A 14,095-nucleotide genomic window follows, 5' to 3' on the forward strand; every position below is an offset into this window, starting at 1 on the left:
GGGGTATCGTATGCAGGAGCGATATTCAAGACAAATATTATTTTCTGGTGTTGGAGAAGAAGGACAGAGAAAAATAAGAGAGAAGCATGTGCTTATTATTGGTGCTGGTGCTCTCGGTGCGGCAAATGCAGAAGCGATTGTTAGAGCGGGTGTTGGAAAAGTAACGATTGCTGATCGTGATTATGTAGAATGGAGTAATTTACAAAGACAACAACTATATACAGAAGAAGATGCAAAGCAGTATAAACCGAAGGCGGTAGCGGCAGCAGAGCATTTAAGAGCGATTAATTCTGAAGTGGAAATAAATCCGGTTGTGACAGATGTAACGGTGCAAGAAATGGAAGAATTAGTGAATGATGTAGATTTAATATTAGATGCGACAGATAATTTTGAAACGCGTCTTCTCATTAATGATATTTCACAAAAGTATAATATTCCGTGGATATATGGTGGGTGCGTTGGAAGCTACGGAGTAACGTATACAATTTTACCAGGGAAAACACCGTGTTTTCGCTGTTTAATGGAGCATCCGGCGAGCGGAGCAACATGTGACACAGCTGGTATTATACAACCGGCAGTACAATTAGTAGTTGCGCATCAAACTACGGAAGCGCTGAAAATATTAGTAGAAGACTACGGAGCGCTTCGTGAAACGATGTTATCATTTGATCTTTGGAATAATCAACAGATGGCATTTAAAGTGAATAGGCAGAAAAAAGATACTTGTTTATCTTGCGGAAGGTTACGTACATATCCGAGTTTAACATTTGAAGCACAAACGAAAACAGAAGTGTTATGTGGGCGAAATACAGTGCAAATTCGTCCAGGTGTGCGGAAGAATTTTAATTTGGAAGAAATTAAAAAGCGCTTACAAAGAAGCGTAGAGATAAAGGCGACACCTTATTTATTGTCGTTTCCGGTAGAAGAATATCGTTTTGTTTTATTTACAGATGGCAGAGCTTTCATTCATGGGACGAATGATATAAATGTAGCGAAAAGTTTATATGCAAGATATATAGGTTGAACCTAAAGGGGATCCTTTAGGTTCAACGGAGAAAGGATTATGAATTTCTCGTATAATCTCCACTTTTTCCGCCTGTTTTTTCAAGTAAGTAGGTTTCGCCGATAATCATACCTTTATCGACAGCTTTACACATATCATACACAGTAAGAGCGGTAGCCGAAGCAGCTGTTAAAGCTTCCATTTCAACACCGGTGCTACCTTCTGTTTTAACTTTTACTTCAATGAGTAAACGATATTGTTCTTCTGATTGTTTCCAATCGAAAGAAACGTCAACACCTTTTAATAGTAAAGGATGGCACATTGGGATAATATCAGAAGTTCGTTTCGCAGCCATAATGCCTGCGATTTGCGCAACTGCTAATACGTCACCTTTCCCAATTTCATTGTGAGAGATTTTATCGTAAATTTCTTTCGTAACGACAATGCTAGAGCACGCAATTGCTGTTCGAACGGTTGCTTTTTTGTCACTTATATCAACCATCTTCGCGCGTCCTTGGTCATTAAAGTGTGTAAATGAAGACATGGAATTCCTCCTTGAAGTAATTTCTATTGAATATATAAAGTTTAATCGAGATAAAAAAAATTGCAAATATGAGGTGAGAAACGATGGTAGAAAAACGAATTCCAATTCAAGTTGCTGAGGCAGTAGAACGGGTAATGAAATATGCAAAGCATGGTGAAGTAGAAGAAATTTCTATTACGGAAAGTTACGGGAGAATTCTCGGGGAAGATGTTGTCTCAGATCATGACGTTCCTCATTTTGATCGTTCCCCTTACGATGGTTTCGCCATTCGAGCAGAAGATACGAAAGAAGCAACTCAAGAGAATCCAGTTGAATTTGAAGTAATAGGAGAAATCGGGGCAGGTTCTGTTTTTACAGAAGAAGTAGGATCTTTTCAGGTGGTTCGTATTATGACAGGAGCAGCTATTCCACAAGATTGCAATGCAGTCGTAATGCTAGAGCTGACAGAAGGGTTTGAGAAGAACGGGAAAACATATATGAAGTTAAAACGCCCTTTTAATAACGGTGACAATGTGTCGTTTAAAGGAGAAGATATAAAACAAAATCAAGTTCTCGTTCAGAAAGGCGTTGCAATTAATCCAGGTGTTGCCGCCTTATTAGCAACGTTTGGATATAGCACTGTGAAAGTTGTAAAACAGCCTGTTGTCGGTATTGTAACGACAGGAAGTGAATTATTAGAAGTACATGAGCCGTTAGAACCGGGGAAAATTAGAAATAGTAACTCGTATATGATCGCAGCTCAAATTATGAAAGCTGGCGGGAAAGTTCGTTATTATGGTCAACTCGCGGATGAGTTAGATGCATGTTTTACAGCTGTTCAATCAGCGGTGGATGAGGTCGACATTTTAATTACAACAGGCGGTGTATCAGTAGGAGATTATGACTACTTACCAGCTATTTATGAAAGGTTACAGGCAAATGTACTCTTTAATAAGATAGCCATGAGGCCCGGAAGTGTAACGACAGTAGCTGAAGTTGATGGAAAGTTACTCTTTGGTTTATCAGGAAATCCGTCTGCTTGTTATGTAGGCTTTGAATTATTTGTGCATCCAATTATAAAAACGTATTTGTATGCGAAGGAACCTCACGTATATAGAGCGGATGCTATTTTACAAAAAGATTTTCCAAAGCCAAATCCATTTACTCGTTTCGTAAGAGCGAACGTAACAATTGTGGACGGGGCGTTACAAGCGATGCCAGTTGGTTTAGATAAATCGAGTGCGGTATCTTCACTTGCAGATGCGAATGCTTTTATCGTGTTACCTGGAGGAACGAGAGGATTTGAGACCGGAATGAAAGTATCCGTATTATTGTTAGAGCACTCTGAGGGATGTGATTGGCCATGGGCAAAGCCCCTTCAATCTTACAAATAGTAGGATATCAAAATAGCGGGAAAACAACACTTGTTGAGAAAGTGGTGCATGCATTAGCTGAACGAAAAATGAAAGTTGCTACAATTAAACATCACGGGCACGGAGGCTTTCCAGAAGTAGCGCAAAAAGATAGCGAAAGACACCGTAAAGCTGGTGCTGTCGTAAGTAGTGTAGAAGGTGCTGGATTGCTTTCACTTTCTTCACTAAGAAAGAAATGGTCCTTGCAAGAAATTATTCGCTTATATGAGTTTTTTGAAGTGGATACAATTTTAATAGAAGGCTATAAAAAAGAGAATTACTCGAAAGTAGTGTTACTTCGTTCTGCGGAAGACATTGAGCTTTTACATAAAGTAGAAAATATAGTGGCGGTTATTACGTGGTATGATGTTCCGGCAAATATACGAGAAGAATATAAAGTATTTCATATAACAGAAGAAGAGTTGTACATAGACTGGTTTTTACAAACGGTTAGGAGTGCGAAATGATAAATACATATTATGAAGTAATTGATACAGAAATCTCAATTGAAGAAGTAACGAAGAAAGTAATTCGACGTGAATGCGGTGCTGTTACAACATTTATTGGAACGGTTAGAGAGTTTACGAAAGGGCGTCGTACATTATACTTAGAGTATGTTGCTTATAAGACGATGGCAGAAAAGATGCTAGAGAAAATTGGCTTGGAAGTGAAAGAGAAATGGCCAGGTACATATGTTGCGATTACACATCGCATCGGTACGTTGCAAATTTCTGATATAGCGGTTGTTGTTGCTGTTTCAACACCACACCGTAAAGCGGCTTATGAAGCGAACGAATATATTATGGAACGCATAAAACAAATTGTTCCGATTTGGAAAAAGGAGTTTTGGGAAGATGGTGACTCATGGATTGGTGATCAATTAGAAAAAACACCATATCCGGCGGGAGAGCCTGGGAAGGAGTTATAAGTATGATTAGAGTATTGTTATTTGCGCACTTGCAAGAAGAAGCAGGGACAAGTGAATTACAAATAGAGAAAGAAAATATTACGGTTGCACAGTTAAAAGATGTTGTTGCGAACGAATATAATGTACCAGTTTCAGAGCCAATTATGGTTGCGATTAATGAAGAATACGCAAATGAAGATGACAGGGTCCAATCTGGTGATGTTGTTGCACTAATTCCACCAGTGAGCGGTGGTTAATATTGGATTTATTAAAACGACTTTCCTACATAGGGAAAGTCGTTTTTTTATGGCAGTTTTGAGAACACTAATCTATAGAACAAGGAGGGAACTATGAAAAAAATATGTGTCGTTATCACAATGCTATGTGTGGCCTTTTTCTCTTCTCCAAGCGATTCTTTCGCGAAAGAATCAAGAGAACAGCTTTTAGAGAGTGCATTATCAAATAGGTACTATTCAGTTATTAGACAAGTGACAGAAGATCAATATGAATGTGCTTCAGTTATAGATATAAAGCGTCTCGGCAAGAAAGATGAATTTGTTCCTAGATACGAATTGAAGCTACAATTTCTTACATTTCAAGGAGCGCATAATCCGCCGAACGATAAAGTTACGCTTACTTTGGAAGATCATTTAGATCACGTAAAGATAAAGAAAGTGGAGCGAGAAAAGAATGTTTCTGACGCTATTGCAGAAAAAGTTTGTGAACGGGAAAAAGAAAAAATAAAAGCTCACTCTAACGACTTAGAGTGATAATCTATGGCATTTAGTAAAGAAAGGTAATGAGTGATGGATATATTTTTAGCGATTTTACCAGCTATATTTTGGGGAAGTATTGTGCTATTTAACGTAAAACTGGGCGGGGGCCCGTATAGTCAAACGCTCGGAACAACATTTGGAGCACTTATTTTTTCAATTGTTGTTTATATTTTTATGAAGCCAGTATTAACACCTACCGTTATCGGAGTTGGAGTTGTGTCAGGTTTATTTTGGGCGCTTGGTCAGGCGAATCAATTGAAAAGTATTGATTTAATGGGTGTTTCGAGGACGATGCCAATTTCAACAGGACTTCAATTAGTCGCGACGACTTTATTTGGCGTTATCGTATTTCATGAATGGTCCACGACAATATCGGTCGTTCTTGGGGTTTTAGCGCTCGTTTGTATTATTATCGGTGTTATTTTAACATCGCTTCAAAGTGAAGAAGAAAAGAATGCAGAGCAAGCAGCAAACTTTAAAAGAGGTATCGTAATTTTATTAATTTCAACAGTCGGTTATTTAGTTTACGTAGTAGTAATTAGGTTATTTAACGTAGATGGCTGGTCGGCTTTGTTGCCACAAGCAGTTGGTATGGTGTTAGGTGGGATTTTGCTTACCTTTAAACATCATCCATTTAATAAATATGCAATTCGCAATATTATTCCAGGATTAATTTGGGCAGCTGGAAATATGTTTTTATTCATTTCACAGCCGCGTGTTGGAGTCGCAACAAGTTTCTCGCTATCGCAAATGGGAATTATTATTTCCACGCTTGGTGGGATCCTTATATTAGGTGAAAAGAAAACGAAACGTCAATTAACGGGTATCGTTGTCGGTATCGTTTTTATTATCGCAGCCGGAATTATGTTAGGTATAGCCAAAAGTTAAAGGAGGTATGGAAATGTATAGTGATTTAGCAGGGAAAGTTGTCGTTATTACAGGATCAGCAACTGGTCTCGGAAGAGCGATGGGAGTGAGGTTTGCTAAGGAAAAAGCGAAAGTGGTTATTAATTATCGCTCACGAGAATCAGAAGCGAATGATGTGTTAGAAGAAATTAAAAAGGTAGGCGGCGAAGCGATTGCTGTAAAAGGTGATGTAACCGTCGAATCAGATGTTGTGAATCTCATTCAATCTGCTGTGAAAGAGTTTGGTACGCTTGACGTTATGATTAATAATGCAGGGATAGAAAACGCGGTACCGTCGCATGAAATGCCGCTTGAAGATTGGAATAGGGTAATTAATACAAATTTAACAGGTGCTTTTTTAGGAAGTCGTGAAGCGATTAAATATTTTGTAGAACATGATATTAAAGGGTCTGTCATTAATATGTCTAGTGTTCATGAGAAAATTCCGTGGCCACTATTTGTGCACTATGCAGCAAGTAAGGGTGGCATTAAACTGATGACAGAAACGCTAGCGTTAGAATATGCGCCAAAAGGTATTCGAGTAAATAATATTGGGCCAGGTGCAATTAATACGCCAATTAATGCCGAAAAGTTTGCTGATCCTAAAAAACGTGCTGACGTAGAAAGTATGATACCTATGGGCTATATTGGAAAACCTGAAGAAATCGCAGCAGTAGCAACTTGGCTTGCTTCATCAGAGGCGAGTTACGTAACTGGAATTACGTTATTTGCAGATGGTGGAATGACTTTATACCCATCGTTTCAAGCTGGGCGTGGGTAATATGAAAAGGACAAAGAGTTTTATCTCTTTGTCCTTTTTTACAAAAAAAATAGCGTTCGGCTATTTTAAAATTAATGATTAATTGTATCTTGAAGAAATTCTGTTGCTTGATGTTCAGTAACATTTTGTACGAGCGCGACTTCGCTGATCATCATTTTTCGTGCATTATCTAGCATTTGTTTTTCGCTCGCATTTAATGTTCTCTCTTTATTACGGCGAAGTAAATCCCGAACCACTTCTGCGCTATCTTGTAAATTGCCATTTTTCATTTTTTCCATATTCATTGTATATCTTTGTTTCCATGAGAGTGATGGGTCTGACTCCCCGTTTTGAAATTCAAGAAGTATATCATCTAACGTACCTCGATCAACGATATAACGAATACCTGATTTTTTTAATTGTTCCATCGGAAGCATTACTTGCATATCTTTACTAATGATGCGTATCACACAATATTGACGTGAAGTACCTAATATTTCTTTCTCTTCAATTGCTTCGATAATTCCTGCACCGTGCATTGGATAAACGATTTTATCACCAATTTGAAACAAATCATCCACCTCCATATGTGGTAACCACTTTTAATGATAGCATACGCATGTAAAAATGTCAAATTTTATATAATAACATAACATTTATATTAGAGTCAATAAGGTGAAGTGCTTTTTTTTATGTTTTTTTTGAACTTATTTATCCCGCATTAACGGGCAATAAGACCCCCACCTCAAAATTCAGCGAAAGCAAAGAAGTTAGATGGGGGGGCGGGCTGATAATCAGTGGAGGATGAATAAACCCCTCCGCTGATTAAAGTTTCACTTTATAGTGATTTTTTTAGAAAAATAGTACAGGTGAGAAAGAAGGCATATCCACTTATTTTTAAGCATAAAATGTAAAAGCGCTAATACAATATACCTAAATCCGTTCTTTGCAAAGGAGGGAGAGAAGGTGGGGCGCACAATAAAAATTGATATTACAAATAAAGTTGTAGCTAAATTTAGACCAAATTATTTGGAATTATATACGAGTAAATTTATGATAGGTAAGTTTTATGTCTATACTGAAGATAAAAAATATGTGTTAGAAGACGGATATATATATGAGAATGGAAAGTTTTATCGCATCATAGATACGCACCGTGGCAATAATCAAGCGGCGGAGGGCTGCGATCTAGGATGGTGTTAACATGATTCGTGTGAAAGTTTTTGATGAAAGTCACGAAAAAGACTTAGAAGACGCTGTGAATGTGTTTTTGAAAAAGATTGATGATAGCAACTTTGTAGATATTAAGTATCAAGTTGGTGTTTCCATTAACGACGATGAAAACCAAATTTATTGTTTTTCAGCAATGATCGTTTATAAAGCATAAAAAAGAGCTGGCTCACCCAGCTCTTTTTTATGTTTTATGTTGGGACAACATGTGTCGGTAATACGTTCATAATAGATTGGGGTGTGCCTAATTTCTTTGTCGTTAAAAGAGGCTCCCCTGTTTCATGATTTTGGGCATCTTTACACATACCAAGGTGATAACGATCACCTAAAAATGGATCAATATAAAAACCGTTTTTGAATACTTTATCATTCGGATGTTTTTCATGATGAATATCAGAGCAGTTAATGCAATAGAACATAGCTTTCATCCCCTTTTTATTTTTGTTTGAAAAAAGTGAGTCGGTAGTCATTTCGCTCCTGAGGAAATGTTGAGGAGAAGAGAAATAACTACCTACTCAAATGGTGGGCATATTCCTTCTGATTTGTCATATCTCGCGTATTGTCCCTTGAGGGAAGGAGGAGAGACGAAGTACGCATGATATAAGTAAGGCGCTTCTCTCAAGATAAATGATGGAGTTTCATGTTGAGAGAAGTTTTTATTTTGTATTGCCTTTGTGAGTATATTATGAGGAAATGCTAAGAGGGTGTTTGTCCTGTTGAAAAAATGTTGAGAATTTCTCAACAGTAAAAGAATTAGCGTTGACATGAAACTAAAAGGTGTTATATTATCGAAGTATAACCAAAAGGTGTTATGTTATAACGCCGAGTAAAGGAGAATGAAAATGGAACAACAAAATACATTAAATGATATTAAACAAACAATCGTTTTTAACGCGTCTATTCAAAAGGTATGGAGTGTAGTATCAACTGCAGAAGGGATTGCGTCATGGTTTATGCCAAATGATTTTGTATTAGAGGTAGGACATGAATTTCATGTGCAATCACCATTTGGGCCATCACCATGTAAAGTGTTAGAAATTGATGAGCCAAACCATTTATCTTTCTCATGGGATACAGATGGCTGGGTTGTTTCATTTAATTTGAAAGACTTAGGAGATAACAAAACAGAATTTACGTTAATTCACGGCGGCTGGAAACATCCTGATGAAATTCTTCCGAAAGCAAATGCGAAGAGCTCTATTATTCGCGATAGAATGAGCGGTGGTTGGGTAGCAATTGTAAATGAAAAACTGAAAAAGGTTGTCGAAGGCTAAGTGTCCTCGTCAGCAGCGAAATATGATGTATTTCAAGCAATTGCTGATCCAACCCGCCGAGAAGTAATACGGTTATTAAGTGACAAAGAGTTACCGATTTCCAAAATAACGGATCATTTTCCGATGAGTCGTACTGCGGTTGTAAAGCACCTTCATATTCTTTCGGAAGCGAATTTAGTAAGTGGAAGAAAAAGTGGAAGAGAGAAGATATATCGTTTGCATCCAGAACCATTAGAAGAATTACAACAGTGGCTCTCATATTATGAACGTTTTTGGGATAATAAATTATCCATGCTGAAACATATTGTGGAGAATGAAGAATAAAAAAAGGATGACCAAAATGGTCATCCTTTTTATTGTTGCTCACTTGTTTGTGTAGCTGGCTTTAATAAAAGCCAAGCGATAATTAATGTAAATACTGCTAATACGAAAGTACTCATATAAATGACGTGTACGCTTGATGCTAATGCAGATTGTGATTCGGTTACTACGTTTGCTGTATTACCGCCATGTCCACCAGATACAAGATCAAGATTTTTAATACCACGTGCGTGAATCATCGTATTGAAGATTGTACCGAATATTGCAGCACCTAACGTTTGACTAAATGTATTAATAAATGTGTTTAAACCAACAGCTGTTCCACGTGTATGAGCTGGTACGGCTGCTTGAATTGTTACCATGTAAATCGGTGTCACAAGCCCCATTCCTAAGCCGAATAATCCGACTGCTACATAAATAAGGAACGATGGTGAATTTGTTGATAGTGTAAATAATAAGAACGTAGCGACTGATAAAATGCTAGCTCCAAGTAAAATAATTTGTTTCGTTTTTAATTTGCCTACTAAGTTACCAGAGAAAATAGCGCCAAATGTCCACATAACAGGGATTGGCATTAAAATAAGTCCAGCTTCTGTAGCATTTTTCCCTAATACACCTTGGCTCCAAATTGGAAGGTACATTGTAATACTAATAATCATTGCGCCAGCAATAAGAGTTAATATATTTATCGTAGATAATGTACGGTTAGAGAAAAGTGCTAGCGGAATTAATGGTTCTGGAGATTTTTTCTCGATGAATAAGAAAATAATAAATGAAATAGCGGCAAAGATTAATAGGCCGATAATTGTCATGTCTCCCCAGTTTTGCTTACTGCTACCTGTTAATAATGCATATAGTAGAGCGATTGTACTTAATGAGAAGACTGTTGCACCAAGATAATCGATATGATGCTTAGCAGGTTTAATAGATTCTTTGTAGTAAATTGCAATCATTAAGCAAGCGATAATTCCGAATGGAACGTTTAGGAAGAAAATATAGCGCCAAGAAAGGGAATCAACTAAAAATCCACCTACTAACGGTCCGATAACACCGGATACACCCCAAACGGCACTCATCCAACCTTGTGCTTTCGCGCGGTCTTTCGCTTCGCTATATAAGTCTCCAATAATCGTCATTGTGATTGGCATAACAGCACCAGCACCGATACCTTGAAGCGCGCGGAAAAAGATTAATTGTTCCATCGATGTAACGACTCCGCAAAGTGCAGAACCGACTAAAAAGATTGTAGCTCCGATCAGTAAAACTTTTTTACGGCCAAATAAATCAGCGAGCTTTCCGTATATTGGAGTCGAAACAGCTGTTGCAAGCATATAAATTGCATATACCCAACTAACAAGTTCGACGCCTGACAAATCACTCGTTATACGAGGGATTGCTGTACTAACAATCGTTCCTTCTACCGCAGAAAGAAACGTCATTAACATTAAAGACATCATGACTTTTTTTCTCATTTGTTTTCCCCTTACCCTTTTTAAATATTCAACAATATAAAATATAAAGGTACTAAGGTAAATAAAGCAACAAAAAAGCAATGGAAAGTTACATGGAGCAGATATTTGTCGTTTCTTGTCGGTAAGTCGATAAATTTGGGAAATCGCCGATATAAGTTGCAGAATCGCTGATAAATTTGGAAAATCGCCGATATAAGTTGCGGAATCGCTGATATATTTGTGGAATTGCTCATATAATTTCATGTACCTATAAAAAAAGAAACAGGAATCCCTGTTTCTTTTTTTAATACTGCATTTTCGCGTTTTCTCCAGCTGTCGTTCCGGCAATTCTACCAGTAACAAGGGCTGATGTAATATTATAGCCACCAGTATAACCGTGAATATCAAGAACTTCTCCGCAGAAATATAAGCCGTTCGTAAATTTAGAAGACATTTCTTTCGGGTTAATTTCTTTCACGGATACACCGCCGCCAGTAACGAATGCTTTTTCAATTGACTGCGTACCATTTACATTCACAGTAAACTCTTTAAAGTCTTTCACAAGTGCACGAATCTTTTCGTGAGAAACTTGTCCAGCTTGTTCGCTGCCGTCAATTTCATTTTTTTCTAATAAGAATAGGAAGTAACGTTCAGGAACATAACCTTTTAAAACGTTTTTAATTCCTTTTTTCGGATCTTCTTTCATTTGTTTCAGCATGCGCTGAAATAGTTGCTCACTATTTTCCTCTGGCAATGCATCAATACTCATTTGTATTGTATTCGTTTTAAACTTTTTCAGTGCTTTCACGACGAATTGACTACAGCGAAGAGCAGCGGGTCCGGATAGGCCGAAATGAGTGAAGAGCATGTCCATTTTGTGAGAAATGATAGCTTTTCCTTTCGGGTTTAATACACTTAAGTTTATATCACGTAAAGCAAGACCTTGTAATGAGCGGTCACGTATAAACGGCTCGTTTGAAAGGATAGGTACTTCTGTTGGGAATAATTCTGTGATTGTATGACCCGCTTTTTCAGCCCAAGCATATCCGTCTCCAGTAGATCCGGTTTGAGGAACTGATTTTCCGCCAACAGCGATAACGACGTGATTTGTTTCTAACACTTCACCTGTTTGCAGTATAACTGCTTTCGTTTGACCATTTTCATATTCAATCGTTTCAACAGGCGTATTTGTACGAATTTTTACACCTAAGTCTTTTAATCGTGTTAAAAGTGCGTCTACAACAGATTGTGCTTTGTTTGACACAGGGAACATGCGACCGTGGTCTTCTTCTTTCAATTTAACACCAAGATTTTCGAAGAATGTAATAATATCTTCATTATTAAAAATAGAAAAAGCGCTGTATAAGAAGCGACCGTTTCCTGGTATATGTTTAACAATTTCATCAAGTGGTAGACGGTTCGTTACGTTACAGCGTCCGCCACCAGAAATTGCAAGTTTACGCCCAAGTTTATTTCCTTTATCAAGAAGTAAGACATTTGCGCCTTCTTCTGCAGCACCAATTGCAGCCATTAGCCCAGAAGGACCGCCGCCGATGACAATAACATCATAATGCATAATATATCGACCTCATTTTCTACATTTCCTGCCTAAAAGAATAGCATGTTTTCCCTTAAAAGAAAAATAGAGTGAAGTACTGCTTAATGAGAGAATTGTGGTACAATACAAAAGTTAGAGTTCAGCACTATCCTGCCATTTGTAGGCGATAAGACTAAAACCTCAAGATTTAGGAGAAGTAAATAGGGAGTCTGTTAGCCTGTAAATGCTCGAATGGTTCAACTAATAAGGAGTAGGAGAGAAGTCTCCAACTAATTATAGTTTCACTTTATGTAGATGTAGGAGGATTTTTGTATGTCCGATTCGAAATTTCTGCGCGGAACGCTTATTGTTACGCTAGGGACATTTTTAGTAAAGTTCTTAGGCATGATTTACGTCTTTCCGTTTCATGCATTAGTAGGAACAGAAGGCGGAACGCTCTATACATATGGATACATTCCATATACGATCTTTTTAAGTATCGCAACGGCAGGTGTGCCACTTGCTGTTTCAAAATTTGTTTCCAAATATAATGCGCTTGGCGATTATAAAACGAGCCGGAGAATGTTCCGCTCGGGAATGGTTATGATGATAGTAACAGGAGTTCTTTCGTTCCTAGTACTGTACATGACGGCGCCATTGTTTGCAGAAGCGATGCTTGGTAAACAAAGTATACACAATAATGTAGGAGAAGTTACGACGATCATTCGTCTTGTAAGTTTCGCACTTATTGTTGTACCAGCAGCGAGTTTAATTCGTGGTTATTTCCAAGGTCACCAGTCTATGGGACCAACTACCGTTTCACAAATTATTGAACAAATTATTCGTATCGTCTTTTTATTAGCGGGTAGTTTTATCGTTATTAAAGTACTTGGCGGTACAGTTGCAACAGCAGTTGGAGTAGCGACATTTGCTGCGTTCGTTTCAGCGGTTGGAGCACTCGGTGTGTTAATTTGGTACTGGTTAAAACGTAAAAAATATTTGGATCAATATTTAATTGAACAAACTGTACCAGAATCAACAGTAAGCACCGTTCAATTGTTTAAAGAGTTATTTGCATATGCGATTCCTTACGTTGTAATTGGGTTAACAATTCCTTTATATCAACAAATTGATACATTGACATTTAACTCAATTATGCAGGCGATTGGTCAAGGGGATATCGCAGAGCGAGCTCTCGGTATTTTCACAATGTGGACGCATAAGTTAATTATGATTCCTGTATCACTTGCAACAGCGTTTAGTTTAACGCTTGTACCAGCAATTACAAAATCATTTACTGAAAAACAATACCGTTATTTGAAATTACAAATTACACAAACATTCCAGGCGAATATGTTTTTAACATTGCCAGCAGTTGTCGGTATTTCTTCACTGGCATATCCAATTTATACTGCGTTTTACGATTCAGATCCACTAGGTGGACAAGTATTAATGTGGTATGCACCAGTTGCGTTGTTATTCGCTTTATTTACAGTAACAGCGGCAATCCTGCAAGGTATTAACCAGCAGAAGCATGCGATTATTGCGCTTATAATGGGCGTTATTTTGAAATTTGTATGTAACGTAATCTTTATTCGTTATTTCGGTACAGTAGGAGCAATTCTAGCAACAGCAGTTGGTTTCTTAGCTTCTGTTTGGTACACAAATCAACAAATTAAAAAATACGCACACTATTCATTCGGTGTTGTATATAAAAGAACATTCCAAATTGCAGTACTAACACTTATAATGGTCGTTGCTGTAAAACTATCACAATGGCTTCTATCCTTCATGATTTCGCCTGATGGCCGTATTGGTGCTCTTATAACAGTTGCAATTTGTGCAGGTATTGGCGGTCTTGTTTACGGATTGTTAGCAATTCGCACAGGAGTACTTGAAAGAGTATTTGGTGGAGAAGCATTAGATAAAATTCAACGTAAACTTGGTAGTAGATTTAAAATAAAGTTGAAATCAAGAGGGGCGTAATTACGTCCC

Annotated in this window: 18 protein-coding genes; 13 read left to right on the forward strand and 5 right to left on the reverse strand. The window is 37.6% G+C overall.

The genetic code is table 11. The features are described 5' to 3' along the window. The first annotated feature begins 10 nt into the window (after window positions 1-10). Window positions 11-1,024: a molybdopterin-synthase adenylyltransferase MoeB gene (locus ACQGSG_RS03785; protein WP_001158103.1), complete on the forward strand. Its 1,014-nt coding sequence runs from the start codon at window positions 11-13 to the stop codon at window positions 1,022-1,024. Window positions 1,025-1,061: 37 nt separating this feature from the next. Here ACQGSG_RS03785 and moaC read toward each other — a convergent pair whose 3' ends face one another. Then, the gene (gene moaC, locus ACQGSG_RS03790) at window positions 1,062-1,547 is read right to left on the reverse strand and encodes a cyclic pyranopterin monophosphate synthase MoaC (protein WP_000094146.1); all 486 of its coding nucleotides are present in this window, start codon (window positions 1,545-1,547) and stop codon (window positions 1,062-1,064) included. An 83-nt stretch (window positions 1,548-1,630) separates the two neighbouring features. On the opposite strand from moaC, the gene moeA reads away from it, so the two are divergent. The 7 genes from moeA to ACQGSG_RS03825 all read left to right on the forward strand — a co-directional run bounded on the left by moeA (window position 1,631) and on the right by ACQGSG_RS03825 (window position 6,308). Further along, window positions 1,631-2,920, forward strand: a complete 1,290-nt coding sequence (gene moeA / locus ACQGSG_RS03795) for a molybdopterin molybdotransferase MoeA (protein ID WP_000229698.1) — start codon at window positions 1,631-1,633, stop codon at window positions 2,918-2,920. Continuing rightward, the gene (gene mobB, locus ACQGSG_RS03800; RefSeq protein WP_000513645.1) at window positions 2,890-3,405 is read left to right on the forward strand and encodes a molybdopterin-guanine dinucleotide biosynthesis protein B; all 516 of its coding nucleotides are present in this window, start codon (window positions 2,890-2,892) and stop codon (window positions 3,403-3,405) included. The genes moeA and mobB overlap by 31 nt, the downstream gene beginning before the upstream one ends. After that, entirely contained in the window at window positions 3,402-3,866 is a 465-nt protein-coding gene (gene moaE / locus ACQGSG_RS03805; RefSeq protein ID WP_000611226.1) for a molybdopterin synthase catalytic subunit MoaE, read from the forward strand. The genes mobB and moaE overlap by 4 nt, the downstream gene beginning before the upstream one ends. A 2-nt stretch (window positions 3,867-3,868) precedes the next feature. Continuing rightward, a complete protein-coding gene (moaD, locus tag ACQGSG_RS03810; protein WP_000621778.1) occupies window positions 3,869-4,102 on the forward strand; it encodes a molybdopterin converting factor subunit 1 in 234 nt (77 codons plus the stop codon). 93 nt (window positions 4,103-4,195) lie between these two features. Continuing rightward, entirely contained in the window at window positions 4,196-4,615 is a 420-nt protein-coding gene (locus ACQGSG_RS03815) for a DUF3888 domain-containing protein (RefSeq protein ID WP_000717677.1), read from the forward strand. Window positions 4,616-4,651: 36 nt separating this feature from the next. Further along, window positions 4,652-5,509, forward strand: coding sequence for a glucose uptake protein GlcU (glcU, locus tag ACQGSG_RS03820; protein WP_000350867.1), 858 nt, complete (start codon window positions 4,652-4,654; stop codon window positions 5,507-5,509). A gap of 13 nt (window positions 5,510-5,522) precedes the next feature. Next, window positions 5,523-6,308, forward strand: coding sequence for a glucose 1-dehydrogenase (locus tag ACQGSG_RS03825; RefSeq protein ID WP_000286673.1), 786 nt, complete (start codon window positions 5,523-5,525; stop codon window positions 6,306-6,308). Window positions 6,309-6,379: 71 nt separating this feature from the next. Here the strand turns inward: ACQGSG_RS03825 and ACQGSG_RS03830 are convergent, their stop codons facing one another. Next, window positions 6,380-6,874, reverse strand: a complete 495-nt coding sequence (locus ACQGSG_RS03830; protein ID WP_000451446.1) for a CarD family transcriptional regulator — start codon at window positions 6,872-6,874, stop codon at window positions 6,380-6,382. 379 nt (window positions 6,875-7,253) lie between these two features. Here ACQGSG_RS03830 and ACQGSG_RS03835 point away from each other — a divergent pair, with 379 nt between their 5' ends. Beyond that, window positions 7,254-7,490 carry a DUF2553 family protein gene (locus ACQGSG_RS03835; protein ID WP_000533804.1) on the forward strand — a complete coding sequence of 79 codons (237 nt, stop codon included), beginning with the start codon at window positions 7,254-7,256 and terminating at the stop codon, window positions 7,488-7,490. Window position 7,491: 1 nt separating this feature from the next. Continuing rightward, window positions 7,492-7,674, forward strand: a complete 183-nt coding sequence (locus ACQGSG_RS03840) for a sporulation protein Cse60 (protein WP_000621751.1) — start codon at window positions 7,492-7,494, stop codon at window positions 7,672-7,674. Window positions 7,675-7,708: 34 nt separating this feature from the next. On the opposite strand, the gene ACQGSG_RS03845 is transcribed toward ACQGSG_RS03840, so the two are convergent. Beyond that, the gene (locus tag ACQGSG_RS03845) at window positions 7,709-7,936 is read right to left on the reverse strand and encodes a DUF3973 domain-containing protein (RefSeq protein ID WP_000498988.1); all 228 of its coding nucleotides are present in this window, start codon (window positions 7,934-7,936) and stop codon (window positions 7,709-7,711) included. A 423-nt stretch (window positions 7,937-8,359) separates the two neighbouring features. Here ACQGSG_RS03845 and ACQGSG_RS03850 point away from each other — a divergent pair, with 423 nt between their 5' ends. Both ACQGSG_RS03850 and ACQGSG_RS03855 read left to right on the forward strand, forming a co-directional pair. After that, the gene (locus ACQGSG_RS03850) at window positions 8,360-8,791 is read left to right on the forward strand and encodes an SRPBCC family protein (RefSeq protein WP_000437769.1); all 432 of its coding nucleotides are present in this window, start codon (window positions 8,360-8,362) and stop codon (window positions 8,789-8,791) included. Continuing rightward, window positions 8,792-9,115 (forward strand): ArsR/SmtB family transcription factor, encoded by a 324-nt coding sequence (locus ACQGSG_RS03855; RefSeq protein ID WP_000098837.1) that lies wholly within the window; start codon window positions 8,792-8,794, stop codon window positions 9,113-9,115. A 29-nt stretch (window positions 9,116-9,144) separates the two neighbouring features. Here ACQGSG_RS03855 and ACQGSG_RS03860 read toward each other — a convergent pair whose 3' ends face one another. Further along, entirely contained in the window at window positions 9,145-10,584 is a 1,440-nt protein-coding gene (locus tag ACQGSG_RS03860; protein ID WP_001228020.1) for an MDR family MFS transporter, read from the reverse strand. Between the two features lie 283 nt (window positions 10,585-10,867). Beyond that, the gene (locus tag ACQGSG_RS03865) at window positions 10,868-12,139 is read right to left on the reverse strand and encodes an NAD(P)/FAD-dependent oxidoreductase (RefSeq protein WP_000558859.1); all 1,272 of its coding nucleotides are present in this window, start codon (window positions 12,137-12,139) and stop codon (window positions 10,868-10,870) included. Window positions 12,140-12,433: 294 nt separating this feature from the next. On the opposite strand from ACQGSG_RS03865, the gene ACQGSG_RS03870 reads away from it, so the two are divergent. Then, entirely contained in the window at window positions 12,434-14,086 is a 1,653-nt protein-coding gene (locus tag ACQGSG_RS03870) for a putative polysaccharide biosynthesis protein (RefSeq protein ID WP_001284029.1), read from the forward strand. Window positions 14,087-14,095: the final 9 nt, after the last annotated feature.

The sequence above is a fragment of the Bacillus sp. GMa5/1 genome, assembly GCF_050172015.1.
Taxonomy (GTDB): Bacteria; Bacillota; Bacilli; order Bacillales; family Bacillaceae_G; genus Bacillus_A; species Bacillus_A cereus.